The 18,956-nt window shown below is 64.4% G+C and carries 19 protein-coding genes; 10 read left to right on the top strand and 9 right to left on the bottom strand.

The features are described 5' to 3' along the window. Positions 1-219 precede the first annotated feature (219 nt). A complete protein-coding gene (gene cycA / locus HAP47_RS08745) occupies positions 220-615 on the top strand; it encodes a cytochrome c-550 CycA (protein WP_173638599.1) in 396 nt (131 codons plus the stop codon). 155 nt (positions 616-770) lie between these two features. Here cycA and poxB read toward each other — a convergent pair whose 3' ends face one another. Then, positions 771-2,507 (bottom strand): ubiquinone-dependent pyruvate dehydrogenase, encoded by a 1,737-nt coding sequence (gene poxB, locus HAP47_RS08740; RefSeq protein ID WP_173638600.1) that lies wholly within the window; start codon positions 2,505-2,507, stop codon positions 771-773. A gap of 84 nt (positions 2,508-2,591) precedes the next feature. Continuing rightward, positions 2,592-3,569, bottom strand: a complete 978-nt coding sequence (locus tag HAP47_RS08735; RefSeq protein ID WP_173640587.1) for an alpha/beta fold hydrolase — start codon at positions 3,567-3,569, stop codon at positions 2,592-2,594. A 369-nt stretch (positions 3,570-3,938) separates the two neighbouring features. On the opposite strand from HAP47_RS08735, the gene HAP47_RS08730 reads away from it, so the two are divergent. Next, positions 3,939-4,115, top strand: coding sequence for a hypothetical protein (locus HAP47_RS08730; RefSeq protein ID WP_171948016.1), 177 nt, complete (start codon positions 3,939-3,941; stop codon positions 4,113-4,115). Between the two features lie 76 nt (positions 4,116-4,191). On the opposite strand, the gene HAP47_RS08725 is transcribed toward HAP47_RS08730, so the two are convergent. Both HAP47_RS08725 and ykgO read right to left on the bottom strand, forming a co-directional pair. After that, positions 4,192-4,863: a tetratricopeptide repeat protein gene (locus tag HAP47_RS08725; protein WP_371821749.1), complete on the bottom strand. Its 672-nt coding sequence runs from the start codon at positions 4,861-4,863 to the stop codon at positions 4,192-4,194. 105 nt (positions 4,864-4,968) lie between these two features. Further along, positions 4,969-5,094: a type B 50S ribosomal protein L36 gene (gene ykgO, locus HAP47_RS08720; RefSeq protein WP_002718645.1), complete on the bottom strand. Its 126-nt coding sequence runs from the start codon at positions 5,092-5,094 to the stop codon at positions 4,969-4,971. A 460-nt stretch (positions 5,095-5,554) separates the two neighbouring features. Between ykgO and HAP47_RS08715 the strand changes: the two genes are divergently transcribed. The 4 genes from HAP47_RS08715 (at position 5,555) to HAP47_RS08700 (ending at position 8,650) form a co-directional block, all read left to right on the top strand. Then, positions 5,555-6,439, top strand: coding sequence for an amidohydrolase family protein (locus tag HAP47_RS08715; protein WP_097671664.1), 885 nt, complete (start codon positions 5,555-5,557; stop codon positions 6,437-6,439). Between the two features lie 137 nt (positions 6,440-6,576). Then, complete coding sequence (locus HAP47_RS08710) at positions 6,577-7,416, top strand: dienelactone hydrolase family protein (RefSeq protein ID WP_173638601.1); 840 nt, start codon at positions 6,577-6,579, stop codon at positions 7,414-7,416. Continuing rightward, positions 7,416-8,159, top strand: a complete 744-nt coding sequence (locus HAP47_RS08705; protein ID WP_173638602.1) for a haloacid dehalogenase type II — start codon at positions 7,416-7,418, stop codon at positions 8,157-8,159. Before HAP47_RS08710 ends, HAP47_RS08705 begins: the two co-directional genes overlap by 1 nt. A gap of 5 nt (positions 8,160-8,164) precedes the next feature. Further along, a complete protein-coding gene (locus tag HAP47_RS08700; RefSeq protein ID WP_173638603.1) occupies positions 8,165-8,650 on the top strand; it encodes a YbaK/EbsC family protein in 486 nt (161 codons plus the stop codon). 103 nt (positions 8,651-8,753) lie between these two features. On the opposite strand, the gene HAP47_RS08695 is transcribed toward HAP47_RS08700, so the two are convergent. The 3 genes from HAP47_RS08695 to HAP47_RS08685 all read right to left on the bottom strand — a co-directional run bounded on the left by HAP47_RS08695 (position 8,754) and on the right by HAP47_RS08685 (position 12,982). After that, positions 8,754-9,113, bottom strand: a complete 360-nt coding sequence (locus HAP47_RS08695) for a hypothetical protein (RefSeq protein WP_173638604.1) — start codon at positions 9,111-9,113, stop codon at positions 8,754-8,756. A 347-nt stretch (positions 9,114-9,460) separates the two neighbouring features. Beyond that, the gene (locus tag HAP47_RS08690; protein ID WP_173638605.1) at positions 9,461-11,896 is read right to left on the bottom strand and encodes a hypothetical protein; all 2,436 of its coding nucleotides are present in this window, start codon (positions 11,894-11,896) and stop codon (positions 9,461-9,463) included. Positions 11,897-12,067: 171 nt separating this feature from the next. Continuing rightward, positions 12,068-12,982: a LysR family transcriptional regulator gene (locus tag HAP47_RS08685; protein WP_173638606.1), complete on the bottom strand. Its 915-nt coding sequence runs from the start codon at positions 12,980-12,982 to the stop codon at positions 12,068-12,070. A 117-nt stretch (positions 12,983-13,099) separates the two neighbouring features. Between HAP47_RS08685 and HAP47_RS08680 the strand changes: the two genes are divergently transcribed. From HAP47_RS08680 to wrbA, 3 genes are all read left to right on the top strand, one after another. Further along, positions 13,100-13,852, top strand: coding sequence for an SDR family NAD(P)-dependent oxidoreductase (locus tag HAP47_RS08680; RefSeq protein WP_173638607.1), 753 nt, complete (start codon positions 13,100-13,102; stop codon positions 13,850-13,852). 69 nt (positions 13,853-13,921) lie between these two features. Then, a complete protein-coding gene (locus tag HAP47_RS08675; RefSeq protein ID WP_173640589.1) occupies positions 13,922-14,620 on the top strand; it encodes a pirin family protein in 699 nt (232 codons plus the stop codon). A gap of 175 nt (positions 14,621-14,795) precedes the next feature. Further along, entirely contained in the window at positions 14,796-15,395 is a 600-nt protein-coding gene (wrbA, locus tag HAP47_RS08670) for an NAD(P)H:quinone oxidoreductase (protein WP_173638608.1), read from the top strand. A gap of 67 nt (positions 15,396-15,462) precedes the next feature. Here the strand turns inward: wrbA and HAP47_RS08665 are convergent, their stop codons facing one another. Beyond that, positions 15,463-16,644, bottom strand: a complete 1,182-nt coding sequence (locus HAP47_RS08665) for a GNAT family N-acetyltransferase (protein ID WP_173638609.1) — start codon at positions 16,642-16,644, stop codon at positions 15,463-15,465. Between the two features lie 36 nt (positions 16,645-16,680). Then, complete coding sequence (locus HAP47_RS08660) at positions 16,681-17,628, bottom strand: cupin-like domain-containing protein (protein ID WP_173638610.1); 948 nt, start codon at positions 17,626-17,628, stop codon at positions 16,681-16,683. Between the two features lie 190 nt (positions 17,629-17,818). On the opposite strand from HAP47_RS08660, the gene HAP47_RS08655 reads away from it, so the two are divergent. Next, positions 17,819-18,910 carry a glycosyltransferase family 4 protein gene (locus HAP47_RS08655; RefSeq protein WP_173638611.1) on the top strand — a complete coding sequence of 364 codons (1,092 nt, stop codon included), beginning with the start codon at positions 17,819-17,821 and terminating at the stop codon, positions 18,908-18,910. The last annotated feature ends 46 nt before the right edge of the window (positions 18,911-18,956 follow it).

Raw genomic sequence — 18,956 nt, 5'->3', positions numbered from 1 at the left:
GCCGATTTGTTACGACAAATCAATCAGGTCTGCACCTGTTTCAGTCACCCTGTTTCGGTCAACCGGCCGAAGGTCGGATTGCCCCGCCCCGCAATGGCGAGTTCTCTCTCGGACAAGCGGACGGCCATGAAACCTGTCAAAGTTTCGTGGCTTGTCCTGTCCAAGCCGGACATGCCACAAACCAAACACTACCCCCCGGGACGAAACGAAGAGAACCCCATGAACCTAAAGACCTTGAGCGCGCTGGCGGTCGTCACATCGCTGGCCACCGCATCCTCCGCGCTGGCGCAGGATGCCGCCGCCGGCAAGACCTCGTTCAACAAATGCCTCGCCTGCCACGCGATCGGCGAAGGCGCCAAGAACAAGGTCGGCCCCGAGCTCAACGGCCTCGACGGCCGCCACTCGGGCACCGCGCCGGACTACAATTATTCCGATGCCAACAAGAACTCCGGCATCACCTGGAACAAGGAAACCTTCCTCGAATACATCAAGGATCCGAAGGCCAAGATCCCCGGCACCAAGATGGCATTCGCCGGCATCAAGAACGAGACCGAAGCCAACAATCTGTGGGCCTACGTGTCGTCGTTCGACAAGGACGGCAAGCAGAAGCAGTAATCGGCGGTATCGGACGTCGTCCGCCCTGCGCAAATGCCAGGGCGGACGGGGATGGCTTTTCTTCGAATCGCCATCCCCTTCTGGCTTTCTGATTTGAGCATGATCTTTTCGGAAAACCGCTACGCGCTTTTCCGGATCATGCTCTGCTACCGCGATCAGCGCGGCAACAGATTGGTCTTGGCGAGATCGACCACCTCGTCGCCGCGGCCGCTCATCACGGCGCGCAGCACCCACAGGCTGAAGCCCTTCACCTGTTCCAACGTAATGGTCGGCGGCATCGACAATTCCTGCGTCGCGGTCACGACGTCGAGCACGGCCGGGCCGTCATGCGCGAGCACGTCGCGGATCGCGCCCTCGAGCTCGCCGGGATCCTCGACCCTGACGCCGTGAATACCCATGGCGCGGGCCATCGCCGCGAAATCGGGATTCTTCAGGTCGACGCCGGTCTCGATGAAGCCGGCGGCCTTCATCTCCAGCGCGACGAAGCCGAGTACGCTGTTGTTGAAGATCACGACCTTCACCGGCAGCTTGGCCTGCGTCAGCGTGATCAAATCGCCCATCAGCATCGCAAAGCCGCCGTCGCCGGACAACGACACCACCTGACGCCCCGGCTGCGCCGCCTGTGCGCCGATCGCATGTGCCAGCGCGTTGGCCATCGAGCCGTGCACCCAGGAGCCGACCAGACGGCGGCGGCCATTCATTTTCAGATAGCGCGCAGCCCAGATCGTCGGCGTGCCGACGTCGGCGGTGAACAGCGCACCCTCGGTCGCCTGCTCGCTGAGCAGGCGCGCGAGGTATTGCGGATGGATCGGCTTTTGCCCCGGCTTGCCGCGGGCAAGATCGTCGAGTCCGGCGCGGGCGTCCTTGTAGTGCGCGAGGCTGGCGTCGAGAAACTTGCGCTCGGTCTTGACGGTCAGCTTCGGCAGCAGCGCGGCGATGGTCTCGCCGACGTCGCCGACGATGCCGAGATCGAGCTTGCAGCGGCGGCCGAGATTTTCCGGACGGAGATCGACCTGGGCGATGCTGATGTCGGTCGGGAAGAACTGCTTGTAGGGAAAGTCGGTGCCCAGCATCAGCAGCACGTCGCAGCCGTGCATCGCGGCATAGCCGGAGGAAAAGCCGATGAAGCCGGTCATGCCGACATCGTAAGGGTTGTCGTACTCGACATATTCCTTTCCGCCGAGCGCATGCACGATCGGGCTCTTCAGCGTCTCGGCGAGCTTGATCAGGCCGTCATGCGCCCCGGCGCAGCCGCGGCCGCAGAACAACGTGATGCGCTTTGCGCCATTGAGCAGCGCGGCCAGCGCGTTCAATTCGGCCTCGGCCGGACGCACCACCGGCAGGGGCGGCAGAAGGCCGGCATTCGGCGCGATGTCGCGCTTCGGCGCCGGCCGCATCGCAACGTCGCCCGGTAGCACCAAGACCGCGACGCCGCGCTTGCCGACCGCGGCGCGGATCGCATTCTCCAGCATGTAGGGCAGTTGCGCCGGATCCGATACCAGTTCGCAATAATGGCTGCATTCGCGGAACAGGTCCTGCGGATGGGTTTCCTGGAAATAGCCGCCGCCGATCTCGGCCGACGGGATCTGTGCCGCGATCGCCAGCACCGGCGTGCGGCTGCGATGCGCGTCGAACAGGCCGTTGATGAGATGCAGATTGCCCGGGCCGCAGGAGCCCGCGCATACCGCAAGGTCGCCCGTGATCTGGGATTCGGCTGCGGCGGCGAAGGCCGCCACCTCCTCATGGCGCACATGCAGCCAGTCGATCGTGCCGCGCTTGCGCAGCGCCTCGGTCAAGCCGTTGAGGCTGTCGCCGACGACCCCGTAGATGCGCTTCACGCCGGCCTGGGCGAGGGTTTCAGCGATGAGGTCGGCGATGTTGTCGATCCGCATGGGGCCTGTCCTTTGGGGTGGTATCTGTCGAGCCGCGCAGCCGCATGATGTTCGGCAGGCTGCAACCGCGCAAGCCTCACCGGATCACAGATTCGCGGGCGCAATCTTGTCCGCTGTTGCTGCCATTTGGACCAACCGGTCGGCAATCGCCTCGATCTCGGACGCCACGAGATCGGGCGCCGCATACTGCACCATGTGGCCGACACCCGGCAGCACGATGAGCCTGGCGTCCGGCGCTGACGCTGCAAGCGGCCGCGAATGGATGCCGGTCGAGACCGTCTTGTCGACGTCGCCCGAAATGATCGACAGCGGCGCCTTGATCTCCGCATAGCGCGGCGCCTGCTCGACCACGGCGGCCTTCAGCGTGACCAGGTCGCGCGCATTGGCGATGAATTCGCGCGGGCGCAGCAGGAGCAATGCCTCGCTGTCGCGGACGAAATCGGCCGGCATCGGCTGCGGCGCGAACACGCCGCGTGCGCCCGAATTGGCGACGAGGCAACCGAGCGGCAGCGTGACCGTGTGCGCCAGCAGCGGCCCGATCAGCGGCGTCGAGATAAAATCATTGTAGCGGCCGGCGCCGCCGCGCCAGGGATAGGCGACGGGGGCGAGCAGCACGAGGCCCGCGACGCGGTCCGGATCATCCAGCGCGATGCGCAGCGCGAGCGCACCGGCCCAGGAATGCGCCACTACGATCGCCCGGTCGATGCCAAGCCTCGTCAGCGCCTCCGCGATCATCCGGCCCTGGATCGGGGGTGTCGAATCCGCCGCGCGCTCCCGCGTGCTCCAGCCATGGCCCGGCCGGTCGATCAGGATCACCCGGCGTGTTTTGGCAATGCGGTCGCCGAGCGGCTGCATTGCCCGGAGATTGGAGCTTGCGCCATGCAGCATCACGACCGGCGGCCCCGCGGCATCGCGCGGCCCGAGTTCGACCACGTGCAGCCGTGCACCGGCCACGTCGACCATGCGGCCCCGAGGCGGAAAGGCCCCCTGAGTAAGGATGACGCCGATTTGCGTCGCCAGGGCCAGCGCCAGCCCTGCCGCCGCCAGTGCGATGATCGCGATTAACATCGAGGGGGTCCGAAAGATCTTGGGTAGTTGAAGTGTCTTGGGCACCCGAAAATTACGACGAAGCCGACCCCAGGTTTCGCGTGGATTGGCCCGCAGCCCTGGGATGCCCTTGTTCGGAAAGCCAATTTTCGGTTGTCCAGTTCGCGCCCAGGGCGCAGTTGTCCACAATGCGCCCAGCCTGTGGATAGCGGGTTCATCCCACCGTCATTAGTAATTCCATAGATGGCCCGTGGCAATTTCGCCATCAGAGGCGAGGCTTCATCGAAACCGGGACGCACCCGGGATGCCTTTTGACTTGTGCACTGAATCCACAGGAACCCGCGTCCGCACGACGAGTTCACGGGAAGTAATCGGAGGAGTACCATGATTTCCGACCCTAGCGATGTGGCCATCGATCAGATCGTGGCGAGCTGCAACGGCGACCTGCGCGGAGCCCTGAAGGCCCTGCTGCTCGTGAATGAGCACCTGGAGGCGGAGCTTCAGCAATTCTATGCTGCTGTCGCCCAGGACAGCGCATCCCGCGGCAAGTTCCTGCACTAGTCTCCTGCGCCGGACCGTATCGCGAGCAAGCATCAAGCTCGCGAGCAACGTCTCCCCTCGCGTCAATCGCACGCAATCAGATGTCGCGGCCTTCGACCTTCTCGGTCAGCTGCTTGACGATCTGCGGCACCTTCTCGAGGTAGGGATCGACAGCCAGCGCCTTGCGGAAGGCGTCCAGCGCGCGCTTGTCGTCGCCCATGTCCTGCATGATCATGCCGACACCCGCCAGCGCGCCGAAATGGCGGGGCTCACGGGTCAACACCTGCTGCAGGTCTCCCAGCGAACGGACATAGTCGTTCTTGAGATAGTAGATCGTCGCGCGCCGGTTCCAGGCCTCGACATAGTCGGGCCGGAGCTTGATTACTGCGTCCAGAAGCTTCAGCGCCACATCGATATTCTGCGCGTCGAGCGCAGCCTTGGCGCGCACCATCAACAGCGCCGCGGTATCGCTCGGGGTTTGCAGCCACAGCGCCCAGATCCGCGCCTCGACGTGGCGGGCGCTGTCCTCATCGGGCGCAGCCTTCAGGGCGCCGAACAGGAAATCCAGTCCGCGGGTACGGTCGGCCGGAACCTTCGGCAGCTTGGTCGGGGCTTCGGGCAGTTTCTTCTGGGCCTTCGGCGGCGGGACCACCCGAGGATCGTCCTGCGCGGCGGCCGCGACAGGCATGGCCAGGACCGGCACGGCAAGCAGCGCGGCGATCAGGATCGCCAGCCGGCGGTTGCCAGGTCCAAGGAAGTTGAATCCCATGGCCCGAAGTCTAGACGCACAACGCCGCGCTGCAAAGCAGCACGGCGTCAAAGACCTGTGAAAGAGATGTGTTGGGATCGGCGCAATCGGCCGACCCGCGCCGGATCAACCCTGGCGCGCCTTGAAACGGCGCTGGACCTTGTTGATCACATAGACGCGGCCCTTGCGGCGGACCAGACGGTTGTTGCGATGGCGGCCGCGCAGCGACTTCAGCGAGTTACGGACCTTCATGGGACAATCCTGTTACTTCGAAAGGCCCGTGTTGGAGGCCGTACCTGATTAATGCCAATAGATGGCAAAATGGGATTATCCCGACAAGCGGCCGACCGCGCGGGACGGCCGGGTTCTAAGCCATCGGACCGTTAAATGTCAACCGAGATGGGCCGATTTTCAGCCATATCGCGGCCCGGAACCGGTGTCGGTCAACCTGCCACATCATTGAGATCACATCAGAAACGGCGACCGTCGCGATATCCGCCGCCAAGCCCCGATCCCGTCGCGGCGCCCTGACGTTTGATTCATGGCCGGCGAATCGTGCTCGCAGGCCGCGCTCACGCCCACCCAAGCACCACTTCGCGGCCGAACCGAGCCCGCTTCGCCATCGCGTCCCATCAACTCTGACCGCTTGCGAAAATTGTTATATCATATAATTATTTTTCATCACCAACAAACACGCCGCCGGGGAAGCCGAATGCCCAAGCTCAAACTGCCCGACATCGAAAAGGTCACAGCGATCGACATCCACACCCATGCCGAGGAGCCGTGCGGCATGCATGGCGACGACGGCTATGACGATTTCCAGGCGCAGATGGCCGACTATTTCAAGTCGCCGCACAAGCATCCGCCGACCGTGCCGGAGACCGCGGCCTATTACCGCGCCAAGAACATCGCCGCGGTGATCTTCCCGGTCGACGCCGAACGTGAGACCGGTTTCCGCCGCTATAAGAATGAGGAGATGCTGGAGATCGCCTCCGACCATCTCGACGTGCTGATCCCGTTCGTCTCGATCGACCCGCACAAGGGCAAGCTCGGCGTCCGCGAGGCGCGCAAGCTGATCGAGGACTACGGCGTCCGCGGCTTCAAATTCCATCCGACCATGCAGGGCTTCTACGCCAACGACCGCATGGCCTATCCGCTCTATGAGGCGATCAATGAGGGCGGCGCGATCGCGCTGTTCCACACCGGCCAGACCGGCGTCGGCTCGGGCATGCCCGGCGGCATGGGGATGCGGCTGAAATATTCCAACCCGATGTACATGGACGACGTTGCGGCCGACTTTCCCGACCTCAAGATCATCCTCGCGCATCCCTCCTTCCCCTGGCAGGAAGAGGCGCTGTCGGTCGCGACCCACAAGCCGAACGTCTATATCGACCTGTCCGGCTGGTCGCCGAAATATTTCCCGCCGATCCTGGTGCGCTACATCAACTCGATCCTGCAGGACAAGATGCTGTTCGGCTCCGACTGGCCGGTGATCACGCCGGACCGCTGGCTCGCCGACTTCGCCAAACTCGACATCCGCGAGGAGATCCGGCCCAAGGTCCTGAAGGCCAACGCGCGCAAGATTTTGGGGATCTAGAGCATGATCCGGAAAAGTGCGAAGCGGTTTTCCGAAAAGATCATGCTCAAATAAGGAGATGAGATCATGATGCGATTCCGGGGAAGCGCATCATGATTTAAGGGAGTATCGTCGGCCGCACGCTTGCGGGGCGGCCGATGACGAACCGGGCCGGACTTGCCACCCTCCTCGCCGTGCTCCTGGTCGGGAGCGCGGGCGGCAAGCCTGCGGCGGCAGCCGAAGCGCCCTCTGCGCTGGTCGAGTTCGAAAGCCCGCTCAACAACGCGCAGCCACTGCAGGGCCTGTTGCGGCGGCCGGAGCGACCGGGTCTCCTGCCTGCCGTGGTGTTGCTGCATGGCTGCAGCGGGCAGTGGCGAGAACTCGACGAGCGCTGGGGCAAACGGCTCGCGGCCTGGGGCTATGTCACGCTCACCGTAGACCGGTTCGGCCCGCGTGGCATCAGCAACACCTGCACCGGCGATGTCCCTGCCGCAACGGTTCACGACGCCTACCGCGCGCTGAGCTTCCTGAGACGACAATCCATGGTCGATCCAACACGCATTGCCGTGATCGGCTTTTCGCAAGGCGGATGGCTCGCATTGTTCTCTGTCGAGCATGGCGCGATCGAGGTCAACGCGTCGGAAAAATTCCGCGCCGCCGTCGCCTTCTATCCGCGCTGCCTCGGCATCAAGGGCAACATGACCGTGCCGACCCTGATCATGGTCGGAGAACTCGACGACTGGGCGCCGGCGCAAGAGTGCCGGAACCTGGCGGAAGGCCGCGACGATGACGGCATCTCGCGGCAGCAGGGCCTTGGTTATCCGATCGAGCTGATCGTCTATCCCGGCGCCTACCATGATTTCGACGTGCCGCATTACAGCACGCCGGCCCAACTGCTCGGTCATCACCTCGAATTCAACGCGGCGGCCCGGGATCAGTCCATCGACGCACTCAGGAAATTCCTGTATGCGACAATCGGCGGGCAAGAGAGACCATGATGACAATCAAAGCAATCGTCTTCGACGCCTATGGCACGCTCTACGATGTCCAGTCGGTGGCCGAAATCACCGAGGATGCATTCCCCGGCTATGGCGACATCATCACCCAAGTCTGGCGCATCAAGCAGCTCGAATACTCCTGGCTGCGCACGCTGATGCGGCGCTACCAGAATTTCGCTACAGCGACCCGCGATTCCCTCGCCTACACGCTGCGCTGCCTCGGCCTGCAATATGACGAAGCGACCTTTGGGCGCATCATCGACAAGTATCAGCATCTTGCGCTGTATCCGGATGCCGTCGCCGCGCTCGAGGCGATGAAAGACAAAAAGCTCGCGATCCTCTCCAACGGCAGCCCTGACATGCTGAACGCGCTGGTGCGCAATTCCGGGCTCGACCGCCTGCTCGATGCGACCATCAGCGTCGATGCCCACAAGGTGTTCAAGCCGGCGCCCGAGGCCTACTCGCTGATCGAGGAGGTGCTGAACGTGCCGCCCGCGGAGGTCTTGTTCATCTCCTCCAATCCGTGGGACGCTTGCGGCGCCAAGGCGTTTGGGCTCAATGTCGCCTGGATCGAGCGGGTGACGCCGGAAGCGATGGCGCTCGCCTGCGTCGAAAGCGAGACGGTCGCCCCATTGACCATGTTCAAGGCTCTGCGTACCCAGATGGACGAGCTCGGCGTGGTGCCCGATCACCGGATCCACGGTCTCTCCGAACTTCCTGCCCTGGTGTCTGCAAGGTCCTGAACAGTATGAGCCTCGAGTCAGTCCGCGCCTTCTTCGCCGAGAAGGCGCCAGATATCTCCGTGATCGAATCCGCTGTGAGCTCTGCGACCGTCACGCTGGCGGCGGAGGCCTATGGCGTCGAGCCGGCGCGGATCGCCAAGACGCTGAGCCTGCGGGTCGGCGACCGCGTGGTGCTGATCGTCGCCGCCGGCACGTCGCGGATGGACAACAAGAAGGTGAAGGCAGCCTTCGGCGGCAAGCCGAAGATGCTCGGCCTCGACGAAGTTGCCGACATCACCGGCCACGAAGTCGGTGGCGTCTGCCCGTTCGGCCTGAAGACGCAGCTGCCGGTGTATTGCGATGTGTCGCTGAAGGCATTCGACGTGGTGGTGCCGGCCGCAGGCTCGACCCACAGCGCGGTACGCATCACGCCCGGGCGGATGGCCGAGCTGACCGCGGCCGAATGGGTCGACGTCTGCGAAGTCAGGTCTCAGACAGAAGTCAGTGCGTAGAGCTGCGGTTCTGATTGAATCAGAACCGCAGCTCTAGATTCTTGCTTTGACGCGTTTTCGTCACGCGAACCGGCGTCTGCTTCGCTCGAAAACGCTCTGGTCACTAATCCTGATCGTCGTCGGGCCGCGGCGGCGCAACCGGGGCCGGCTGCATCTGCTGCGGCGCGTGCGGCCGCTGCATCGTCTGCGGCTGCGATGCGCGCCCCTGCGTTTGTGCCTGTTGTTGAGCATTCGACTCGAACACCGCGCGGCAGGAACTGCCAAGCAGCGCGGTGTTCTGCCGCAGGCAGGCGACGATCCGGTTGGTGTCGGGAATCTGATCGCTGCAGAGCCGCATCACGTCCGGCGTGCACGCCATCTGCTGTTCCCAGGTGCCGCGATACTCCTGCGCGAACGCAGGCGCCGCGGCGCCAAGGCCGCCGATCGCGATCGCTAAGCTCAGGACAATCCGCTCCGTCTGCATGCCCAGTGCCCTTGTTCGTTGCTTTCGATTTGATCCGCGCGCGGGTTCCGCGCGGCGACTTGCTTCAAAAATGGCAAATGAATGCGGCCAAGGATGGTTCGCGCAGACAACTAAATGTGAAAGCGGATGAATCCAGGTTCCCTATTCGACCTGGCCGATGTTCATCACGCCGCAATCAAGCGCGCGCCCTCGCCTGCAAGAAGTTTTGAAAGATCCGGCGCGTCCAGATAGGCGACCGGACCGGAGACTCCCCTCACCCGGAACGCATCTTACGATGCATTCCGACCTCTCCCCGCGTGCGGTGAGAGATGAAACGGAATCCGTTACCCGTTTCGACGTAAACTCATCTAACGCTTGCGACTTGCCTTGCGCGTCCTTGCAACCGACCGCTTCCTGGCCGCGCCGCGCTTGGTTGCGGTCTTCTTGCTGGCGGCTGCGCGGCGGACCGGCGCGGCGGCTGCCGGACGCTTGCGTGCCACGGCCTTCTTGACCGCTTTCCTCGCCGAACTCTTGGCTGCCTTCTTCGCCGCCTTCTTCGCTGCTTGCGGGCGCGCGCGCCGTCCCGTCGACGCGCTCCGACGACGCGCTCCACCTCCCCCAGCGGGAACGATGTGGTCGTCCGCATCGAGTGTGAGCTGCTGGAGCGGATATGCCGGCAGGAAGCTCGGATCGTTGTAGAGCTTGCTCAAACTGTTCTGATCGAACTTGCCGCCCTGCCCACGGTCCTCGCCCGCACCGGCGCGCCAGGCCGCTTCCCAGACCCGGGCAAGCGTCTTGGCGCCGTCCTGCATGCAGGCGGCGGTGGCGTCCTTCAGCTTCGACCACATCACGTCGACCTGGCCGCTGCCCAAATGCGAGTTGAACAGATTCACGATGGTCATCGGCGGCAGCCGCTTCACGGTTCGCTGCATCAGCGCGACCACGGCGACCGCCGCGTCGCGGCCGGTCGGCGTGCCGCCTGGCGCGATCTCCGCGACGTCGCTGGTCCGGGCGTCGGGGATCATCTTGATGAGATCCTTGCCGTGCCGACCGATCATCGTGGTCTCGTAGATGCTGTGCACCTTGGCGCGCGCCTTGTCGTTCGGATCGAGGCCATGATGGAATTGCGAGATGTGCAGCGGCTGGCAGGCATCGCCGATGTAATGCGCGACGATCCCGGCGGCGCAGACGAATTCCAGCTTCTTGTTGGCGGCGGCATATTCGACCATCTCGTCGAAGATCTGCCAGACCCGGAACGGCAACGCGCCGCGGCGGTCCTCGCCGATCCCTTCGTAATAGTCGTTCCAGACTTTCGGATCGACGTTGCGCGTGGACTCGGCGCAAAGATCCAGCAGCGTCTTGCCGTCCTTGCCCGGCTTGTCCATGTCGGCGAAATGGTTGCTCTCGTCGGTGTGCCGGGTGAAGCGCCACACCAGGTCGGCGACGTCGGCCAGCGGCGCGAATGCGCCGCGCTGATATGGCTTGAGGTCGGCAAGCAGCTTGTCGTCGAGCCCGATATTGTCGGAATTGGCATCCATCATGGCCGAGAGCTTGGGAAGCTTCGCATCGATCAGGCCGGTCGCGTAGGCGCCGATCTTGACGTGTCCCCATTCGCCCCAATACTCGGTGTGGCCGGCGTTCCAGTCGCCGATCAGCTCGACATCCAGCTCGCGGCACAGCGTCGCCATGCAGATGCCGAGCGCGACCTGCAGCGGAACCTTGCCGCCCGATCCGAACAATTCCTGGCCGCCCCATTCCAGCGCCAGGGGACTGAGGATACGCGCACCGCCGGCGTTCCTCTTCGCGTCCGGATCGTCGAGAAACCAGACCGTGCCGGAATCGCCGGGATAGTTGTTGAGCGGCGTGTCGCCGTCGCGCGGACCGATCACGAAATCGCTGACATATTCCATGCCGCCGACGGTCTTGTAGCGATAGAACAGGCCAATGATCTTGCCCTTCATCAATCCGCTCGTCGCACCGAAGGCGATCAACGGCTGGTTGATGATGTCGAGGCGGAAGGTACCGACATTGAGATCGACGACGTCGCCGACCTGGCCCACACCGTAGACCTGCGCGGTCCAGCCCTTGACGTCATCGACGCGGATCAGTCCGGCATCGAGATTGGCCACCACGCGCGCGCCGGGCCAGCCGGGATAGACGTCGCTGAAGGCGCGCTTGCCGAGTTGCAGCGCATCGCTGACGCCGAGACGCCGCTCCGTGTTCTTGAAGCCGGCGAAGATCTCGCGCCCGGCCGCGCCGACTACGTGGCGGTTGGAGAGTGCAAACACGGTCTCGCCATTGGTGACGAGACAGCCGATCGAGCCGCGATGGATCTTGCCCTGGATCATGGTCTGGACCGGAAAGCCGCCGCCGACCAGATCGCTCTTGAACACCGGCGGATCGACGACGCCGGGGCTGCCCTCGTTGGGATCGACCTTGACGACGCAGGTGGGGACGACGCGCCCGTCAGGCAGATACAGGAACGGAGGCACCAGCTGGTCCTGCTTCTCCGGATGATTCTTCAGCTCGGAGCGCTTCATCCAGTCCCGCACAAAGACGAGGATGCAGGGCCACGACCAGTCCTTGACCGACGAATTGAACAGCGTGCGCGGTCCGAGCGCCTGCGGCTTGGAATGGTGCCGCCGCTCGGTCGCGTTGCGGTCGCTGTCCCGGATCAGATAGCGGCCGATCGCCGTGGCGTAGACCGATTGCAGATGAGCCAGATGCACATGATAGGCCTCGCGGGCATCGAGCAGGTCCTTCACCGACAATGACGTGAAATCATGCTTGGTCAGGTCAATCATCTGGTTCCTGCGGCAACAGGTTCAGGACGCAGAAATAGACGATCGCGCCGGCCCACGATCATGGGTTAGTTCACACAACTTATACAATTTAAAAGGGATGACATGAATGTGACGGGTCGCGCGGCCTGAGCCTGCGTGTGGGCGTCTACCATTTCCGGTGTGAGCGCCCCTCTATTTTCGCTGGGCGCGGCCTTTGGCGAAATGGCTGGCGAGGAAATCCGCCAGCACCTCGACGCGGGCGGGGCGCGGGCCACCGGGAGGCGTGACCAGATGCACGGCGCCCTCGGGCTGCCTCCAGCCTTTCAGGATCACCTCGACCTCGCCGCGTGCGATCGCGTCGCCGACGATGAAGTCGGGCAGGTCGGCGATGCCGAGGCCGGCGAGCAGCGCGGGCATCACGGCCTCGCCATTGTTGACCCGCAACTGGCCGGCGGGACGCACGCTCGCCTGTTCGCCTGAAGCGTTGGTGTAGTGCCAGACACCCTGGGTCGAGAGATAGGCGTAGCCGAAGCATTTGTGCTCAGCGAGATGCATCGGATGGGTCGGCCGGCCGTAGCGCTTCAGGTAGGACGGCGCCGCCACTGTATAGCGCGGCATGCCGCACAGCCGCCGCGCGATCAGCGAGGAATCCGGCAGCCGCGCGATCCGCAGGCCGGCATCAAAGCCTTCGCCGATCAGATCGACCGTCGCGTCGCTCAGATGCAGATCGATCGCGACCTCCGGATAGGCCTCCATGAATTCCGGCAGCAGCGGCGCCACCGTCTTGATGCCGAAGCTCATCGGCACCGCGAACCGCACCAGGCCACGCGGCGTGGTCGATTGCGCCAGCGCCTCGCTCTCGGCGGCCTCGCCGTCGGCCAGCAGCCGCGCGGCGCGCTCCGACAATTTCTGGCCGGCATCGGTCAGCGCCAGCCGCCGCGAGGTGCGGTTGAACAGCCGTGCGCCGAGCCGCTCCTCGAGCCGGCTGACCGCCTTCGAGACCGTCGCCTTGGACAGCGAGAGCTCGGTCGCGGCCGCCGCAAACGACCGTAGTTCCATGACTTTTGCGAAGATCGCGAGCGCCTCGAAGTCCGGCAGTTTCGACATGGGCCGCTGTCCTGATCGCTCAATTTGGAAACAATGAGTTTCAATAGTTTCTATTTTCTATACCACAGCCGGAGGCATATCCAAGTGCCATCAAATTCAATCGGTGGAGAAATCCAAATGACCAAGAAGCTCTCAGGCAAGGTTGCCCTCGTCACCGGCGGTTCACGCGGCATCGGCGCGGCCAGCGCCCGCGCACTCGCCGCGGAAGGTGCTAGCGTCGCGATCAGCTACGTCGCCTCTCCCGAAAAGGCGGAAGCCGTCGTCGCCGAGTTGAAGGGCAAGGGCGTCAATGCCCGCGCCTACAAGGCCGACCAGGCCTCGTCATCCGATGTCGATCAGCTGGTGAAGACCGTCGTCAAGGATTTTGGCCGGCTCGACATCCTCGTCAACAACGCCGGCGTCGCATCCGGCGGTGCCGTCGACGATCCGAAGGCCGACACCGCGACGCTCGCCCGCCAGGAGGCCATCAACGTTGACGGCGTCATCACTGCGATCCGCGCCGCCTCGAAGCTGATGGGTGAAGGCGGCCGCATCGTCACCGTCGGTTCGATGCTCGCCGATCGCGCCTCGTTCCCGGGGCTTGCCGACTACGTCGCCAGCAAGGCGGCCGTCGTCGGCTACACCAAGGGCGCGGCGCGCGACCTCGGACCGCGCGGCATCACCGTCAACGTGGTGCAGCCCGGCTCGATCGACACCGACATGAACCCGAAGGACGGCGGCGAGTTTGCCGAGACGCAACGCCTGCAGCACGCGCTGCAGCGCTTCGGCCGCCCGGAGGAAGTCGCGGCGGGCGTCGTGTTCCTGGCAAGCCCGGAAGCCTCCTTCGTGACCGGCACAGTGCTCAACGTCGACGGCGGCTTCGGCGCCTGACCTCAAATCATCTGGAGACGCCGGGCGCGGTGCGCCCGGCCCCTCGGCAGCATTGAAAGGGGAATGACCATGATCGAACTCAGACCATTCGCAGAGCTTGGCGGTGCGGACCATGGCTGGCTGAAGGCCAGGCACCACTTCTCATTCGCGAGCTACTACGATCCCGCCAATGTCAGCCACGGCGCGCTGCGGGTGTGGAACGACGACGAGATCGCACCCAACTCCGGCTTCCCGGCGCATCCGCATGCCAACATGGAGATCATCACCTATGTTCGCGAAGGCGCGATCACGCACCAGGACTCGCTCGGCAACAAGGGACGCACCGAAGCCGGCGACGTGCAGGTGATGAGCGCCGGCAGCGGCATTCGTCACTCCGAGTACAATCTGGAACCGTCCAAGACCAAGATCTTCCAGATCTGGATCGAGCCGACGACGAAGGGCGGTCACCCGACCTGGGGCTCGAAGCCGTTCCCGAAGGCGGACCGCTCCGGCAAGCTCGTCACCATCGCCTCCGGCATCGACGGCGACAACGACGCGCTGCCGATCCGCGCCGATGCGCGGGTGCTCGCCACCACGCTGAAGGCCGGCGAGAGCGCGGAATACGCCGCCGACAAGGCGCGCCACCTCTATCTGGTGCCGGCGGCCGGCAGCATCGAGGTCAACGGCGTGCGCGTCAATGCGCGCGACGGTGCCGCAATCCGCGATGAAGCCAAGCTGAAGATCACCGCGCTCGAGGACGCCGAGCTCGTGCTCGTCGACGCGGCGTAGTCAAAACCTCCACTCGTCATGCCCGGGCAAAAGCGCGAAGCGCGTCTTCAAACAGAAGCCCGGGCATCCATCGAGCTTCGCAAGGGTTCTTTCGAGGTCGATGGATTGCCGGGTCAAGCCCGGCAATGACGGCCCCAAAACCAACTCCCTGCCTCAACCCCCAAAGGAGGCCATCATGGCCAAGGTTCTCGTCCTCTATTACTCCGCCTACGGTCACATCGAAGCGATGGCGAATGCCGTCGCGGAAGGCGCGCGCGAAGCCGGCGCCACCGTCGATATCAAGCGCGTGCCCGAGCTCGTGCCGGCCGAAGTCGCGAAAGCATCGTACTACAAGCTCGACCAGCCCGCGCCGATCGCCAAGATAGACGACCTCGCCAATTACGACGCCATCATCGTCGGCACCGGTACCCGGTTCGGCCGCATGGCCTCGCAGATGGCCAACTTCCTCGACCAGGCCGGCGGGCTCTGGGCCCGGGGCGCGCTGAACGGCAAGGTCGGCGGCGCCTTCACCTCGAGCGCGACCCAGCATGGCGGCCAGGAGACCACGCTGTTCTCGATCATCACCAACCTCTTGCATTTCGGCATGACGGTGATCGGCCTGAACTACGGCTTTGCCGGACAGATGAAGCTCGACGAAGTCACCGGCGGCGCACCCTATGGCGCCACCACGATCACCGGTGGCGACGGCAGCCGCCAGCCCAGCGAGAACGAACTGGCCGGCGCACGCTATCAGGGCCGCGCGATCGCGGAGGCTGCCAGAAAGCTGCACGGCTAAACTTCGCGACTGCTAAGAGGCAAATGCGATCAGGGCGGCATTCTCATTCGGGAATGCCGCCCTTCGCTCAGTCGTCTTCGCGCGAGGGTGTCGCCTTGCCGAGCGCCTGCTTCAGCCGCGCGGACAGCTCCGGATAGTGACGCAGCGCCAGCACGGCACGATCACGCAGCGCGTAGGGTTGTCCACGCCAGCTCAAGGGTGCACTGAGATCGACCAGCGGCGTGCGCTGCGGTCCGAACCGCCGCTTGTAGGTGTAATTGCCGATCGAGAAATCGAACTCTCGCACACCGTCCTTATGCAGCGCTGCGATCGTGCGATCGATGATCAGCCGCCCCGGCGAACAGGCCGACCATTTCTCGCCCGCATTGCTGATGCGGATCATGACGTAGCGCGAGCCGGTGCGGATACCGAGCAGCGTCGCCACCACTTCGTCGTGGGTCGCAAGCGCGGTCATGACAGCATAGCCGCGCGCGGTGCCTTCGCGCACCAAGTCGCGATAGAAGGCGGTGCAGTCCGCATTGTCGAGCACGTAATTGAGCCCAAGACCGTTCAGCCGCGCGCCCTGCTGCACTTCCGTGATGGACAGAAGGTCCAGCGCCTCGTCGGTATCTGTGGCGACCCTGAACGACGCGGACGGCTCACGCGTGAACACGCGCCAGCTCCGTCCCAATTCCTTGCGGACCTTCCGGCTCAGCTCGTAGCGCCAGGCGTTGTGATCGTCACCCATGGTCACCAAATTGCCGTTGACGACCGACGGTCCAACGCCATCGAGCAGCGCCAGCGGATTGGATCGCGTCGCGAGCTTGACCGGCATCTTGCGAAAACGGATCAGATCGGCTCCGCCGGGCGCTTTGCGCAGCGCGGCCTGCAGGTCGCGCCAAAACTGCCATGCAGCGACGTCGTCGCGCGGTGCGGCGGGGCCGAGGATCGGCGCGTTGAAATCGGTGAGGTTGAGGTCGGCGAATTCGACGATGCGGAGGCTGCCTTGCCGGTGACAGATCAGCGGCAACAGTGCAGCCCGCTCGGCGGTCGCGGCATCGCTGACGACAGCGATCAGCGGCTCGACACCGTCGGCCGACGCGAAGGCCCGGTACCATGACGCATACCATTGCGGATGCTGGAACGCCGTGAGCGGCTCGATGGTCCCCCAGCGGGCGGCCGCCTGCGCCCAATCGGAAACCAATTCGACGCGATAGCCGACCGCATAGGCCGCGACCCGCGCTCCGAATTTCTCAACCGCTGTCGTCAAGACCGACATTTCAGCACCTACTACCGGCAAGCTCGCCTACGCCGCTTCCAACGCCGCCTTGGGCAGGTCGACGATCTTGCCGAGATCGCTCTCGTCGAGGCGGAAGTCGATCGCGCGCCGAACGGCGCGTTCGCGCTTCACCCATTTGCCGTCGCGCAGAAGCTTCTGCATCACCTGCTTGGCGAAGAAGGTCGGGCCGCGGATGCTGCGGCTGCGCGGCGTGTAGCCGAAGCGATGACGCAGCATTCCGTTGGCGAGATGCAGGATCTGGGCGCGGCGGATGTCGTCGTTCACATAGGAGACCGTCATCGAGATATTGACGGTGTCGAGGTTCTCGACGCGGTGCGGCGCATTGAGCGGCCAGTTCAGCATCTGGCCGGGTTCGAGATCGATCACCTGCGCATGCCAGTCGTACCAGGGCTCGTAGGGGATATCGACCTCGACGTCGAACAGCGCGATGTCCTCCAGATGCTCGGGCCGGATGAACGGCTGCGTGCTGGGATAGATGTAGACCCGCTTGCGGCCCGCGATCTGGACGAGGCCCTGACCCGGCAGATCGGCGTGGTAGTAGACCTGTGCGTCGGGCGACGAAATCAGGATGCCAGCCTGATGGGTCGGCGCATCGAAACCGGGAACCTTGGCCGCGATCTCGCCGAACATCCGCTCGATCATGTCGCGGTAGCGGCGATCGATCGCGGTGACGTTGCGCAGGTTCAGCCACAGACCGCCGCGCGAAATCGCATCGATCACCTGATGGCCGCGCAGCCTGCCGATCTCGCCCTCGCGCCAGACCCGGCTCGATCCCTTCGTGCCGGTCTTGACTAGGCTGTAATGCTCGCGCGGATAGTGCTCGATCAGCTTGGCGAGATCGTCCATCGAGAACGCCGGCTGCCTGTGCATGGTGTGCTCGAGCCGGATCGGCTGATGGCTCCAGAGCCTGGAATGGTTGTCATCCCAATTCGCAAAGATCTTGCCCGTCGTCATGGTCGCGCTCCTGGCTGCGCCGTTTCGCTTCATCCGATGTCCCGTTCCGGGACGAGCTGGCAGCTCTTGGGCAGGGATTGGCAAGAACGGTGCCGTCGCGTATGCGCGCGGGGTTACGCAAAGCTAATGTCTCGCCGATATGGCTAACCGCGACGTTTCCGGAGCCGGCCGCCGTGGCCGACAGGACTGAATGACTGAACCACCCCGATATCGCGCGCTGTTTCTCGGCGCCGGGCCGCGGATGCACTGCGGCGTCGGGCAGTTCACCCGCCTGCTGCAGCAGACGATCGACAAGCTCGAGCCCGGCGCCAGCACGGCGTTAACCCTGACCCAGACCGACGGCCGGATCGGCGAGATCTGGCACGCGGTCGGCAGCGCGGACAGCGTGGTCTGCAACTTCCCGATCGTGGCCTGGAAGCGCGTGATCGCGCGCCCGCTGCTCGCGCTGCTGTTTGCCCGGCTGCGAGGCCGCAAGGTTGTGCTGATTCAGCACGAATGGGCCGGCCTCAACGGCATCCGCCGCCTGACCTACATCCCCGCGCTATGGCTCGCCAACACCATCGTGATGTTCTCGCCGCTGGTGCGCCGCGAGCTCGCCGACGATCCGATCATGCGCGGCGTGGTGCGGAAATGCGTGCTGGCGCCGCTGCCGCCGAACATCGCCGCGCCGGCCGGCTTTTCGAATTCGATGCTGCTGCAGCGGCTCGTCGCGGCACGCAGCAACGGCAAGCTCATCGTCGGGCATTTCGGCTCGATCTATCCCGGCAAGCAGCCGAACGGGCTGCTCGAGATCGGCGCGATCCTGAAGCAGCGGGGCCTGGAGCCCTTGATCGTCTATGTCGGCTCATTCATCCGCGGCACCGACAATATCGAGCAAAGATTCTACGCCCGCGTCGCCGAGCTCGGGCTCAAAGGCGATGTGATCGTCTCCGGCTATGTCGCCTCCGATCACGAGGTGTTCGGCCTGCTCGGCGAAATCGATGTGTTTTGCTATTCGCTGGCCGAGGGCCTGACCGCGCGGCGATCCAGCATCCTGGCCTGCGTGCAGTCCGGCCGGCCGCTGATCGTCACCGAGCCGGCGCTGCCGGACGAATTCGACCACCATCCGCGCTTCAAGGAATTGATCGATCGCGGCGCCATCCTGCTGGTGCCGCGCGGAGCCGACAGTACGGCCTATGCCGACCGGATCGTCACGGCGCTGAAGCGGCCGACCGTCCCCATGCCGTTCGATTTCGACGGCTGGTGGACGGACGTTGCCAACGCGGTCCGCGCGCAGCTCTAGCTATTTTTGAGCATGATCTCCGCGCAAACGCTACGCGTTTGTCGCG

Origin of the sequence: Bradyrhizobium sp. 41S5, from assembly GCF_011516665.3 — a bacterium.
Lineage (GTDB): Bacteria > Pseudomonadota > Alphaproteobacteria > Rhizobiales > Xanthobacteraceae > Bradyrhizobium > Bradyrhizobium quebecense.
The sequence above is the reverse complement of the archived record's forward strand: the minus strand, read 5'-3'. Positions and strand labels throughout refer to the sequence as shown.

Excerpts from the sequence above, each read along its gene's own strand:
- cycA (WP_173638599.1), top strand. The coding sequence starts at position 220 with ATGAACCTAAAGACCTTGAGCGCGCTGGCGGTCGTCACATCGCTGGCC.
- poxB (WP_173638600.1), bottom strand. The coding sequence starts at position 2,507 with ATGCGGATCGACAACATCGCCGACCTCATCGCTGAAACCCTCGCCCAG.
- HAP47_RS08730 (WP_171948016.1), top strand. The coding sequence starts at position 3,939 with ATGATTTCCGACCCTAGCGATGTGGCCATCGATCAGATCGTGGCGAGC.
- HAP47_RS08725 (WP_371821749.1), bottom strand. The coding sequence starts at position 4,863 with ATGGGATTCAACTTCCTTGGACCTGGCAACCGCCGGCTGGCGATCCTG.
- ykgO (WP_002718645.1), bottom strand. The coding sequence starts at position 5,094 with ATGAAGGTCCGTAACTCGCTGAAGTCGCTGCGCGGCCGCCATCGCAAC.
- HAP47_RS08715 (WP_097671664.1), top strand. The coding sequence starts at position 5,555 with ATGCCCAAGCTCAAACTGCCCGACATCGAAAAGGTCACAGCGATCGAC.
- HAP47_RS08710 (WP_173638601.1), top strand. The coding sequence starts at position 6,577 with ATGACGAACCGGGCCGGACTTGCCACCCTCCTCGCCGTGCTCCTGGTC.
- HAP47_RS08705 (WP_173638602.1), top strand. The coding sequence starts at position 7,416 with ATGACAATCAAAGCAATCGTCTTCGACGCCTATGGCACGCTCTACGAT.
- HAP47_RS08700 (WP_173638603.1), top strand. The coding sequence starts at position 8,165 with ATGAGCCTCGAGTCAGTCCGCGCCTTCTTCGCCGAGAAGGCGCCAGAT.
- HAP47_RS08695 (WP_173638604.1), bottom strand. The coding sequence starts at position 9,113 with ATGCAGACGGAGCGGATTGTCCTGAGCTTAGCGATCGCGATCGGCGGC.
- HAP47_RS08690 (WP_173638605.1), bottom strand. The coding sequence starts at position 11,896 with ATGATTGACCTGACCAAGCATGATTTCACGTCATTGTCGGTGAAGGAC.
- HAP47_RS08685 (WP_173638606.1), bottom strand. The coding sequence starts at position 12,982 with ATGTCGAAACTGCCGGACTTCGAGGCGCTCGCGATCTTCGCAAAAGTC.
- HAP47_RS08680 (WP_173638607.1), top strand. The coding sequence starts at position 13,100 with ATGACCAAGAAGCTCTCAGGCAAGGTTGCCCTCGTCACCGGCGGTTCA.
- HAP47_RS08675 (WP_173640589.1), top strand. The coding sequence starts at position 13,922 with ATGATCGAACTCAGACCATTCGCAGAGCTTGGCGGTGCGGACCATGGC.
- wrbA (WP_173638608.1), top strand. The coding sequence starts at position 14,796 with ATGGCCAAGGTTCTCGTCCTCTATTACTCCGCCTACGGTCACATCGAA.
- HAP47_RS08660 (WP_173638610.1), bottom strand. The coding sequence starts at position 17,628 with ATGACGACGGGCAAGATCTTTGCGAATTGGGATGACAACCATTCCAGG.
- HAP47_RS08655 (WP_173638611.1), top strand. The coding sequence starts at position 17,819 with ATGACTGAACCACCCCGATATCGCGCGCTGTTTCTCGGCGCCGGGCCG.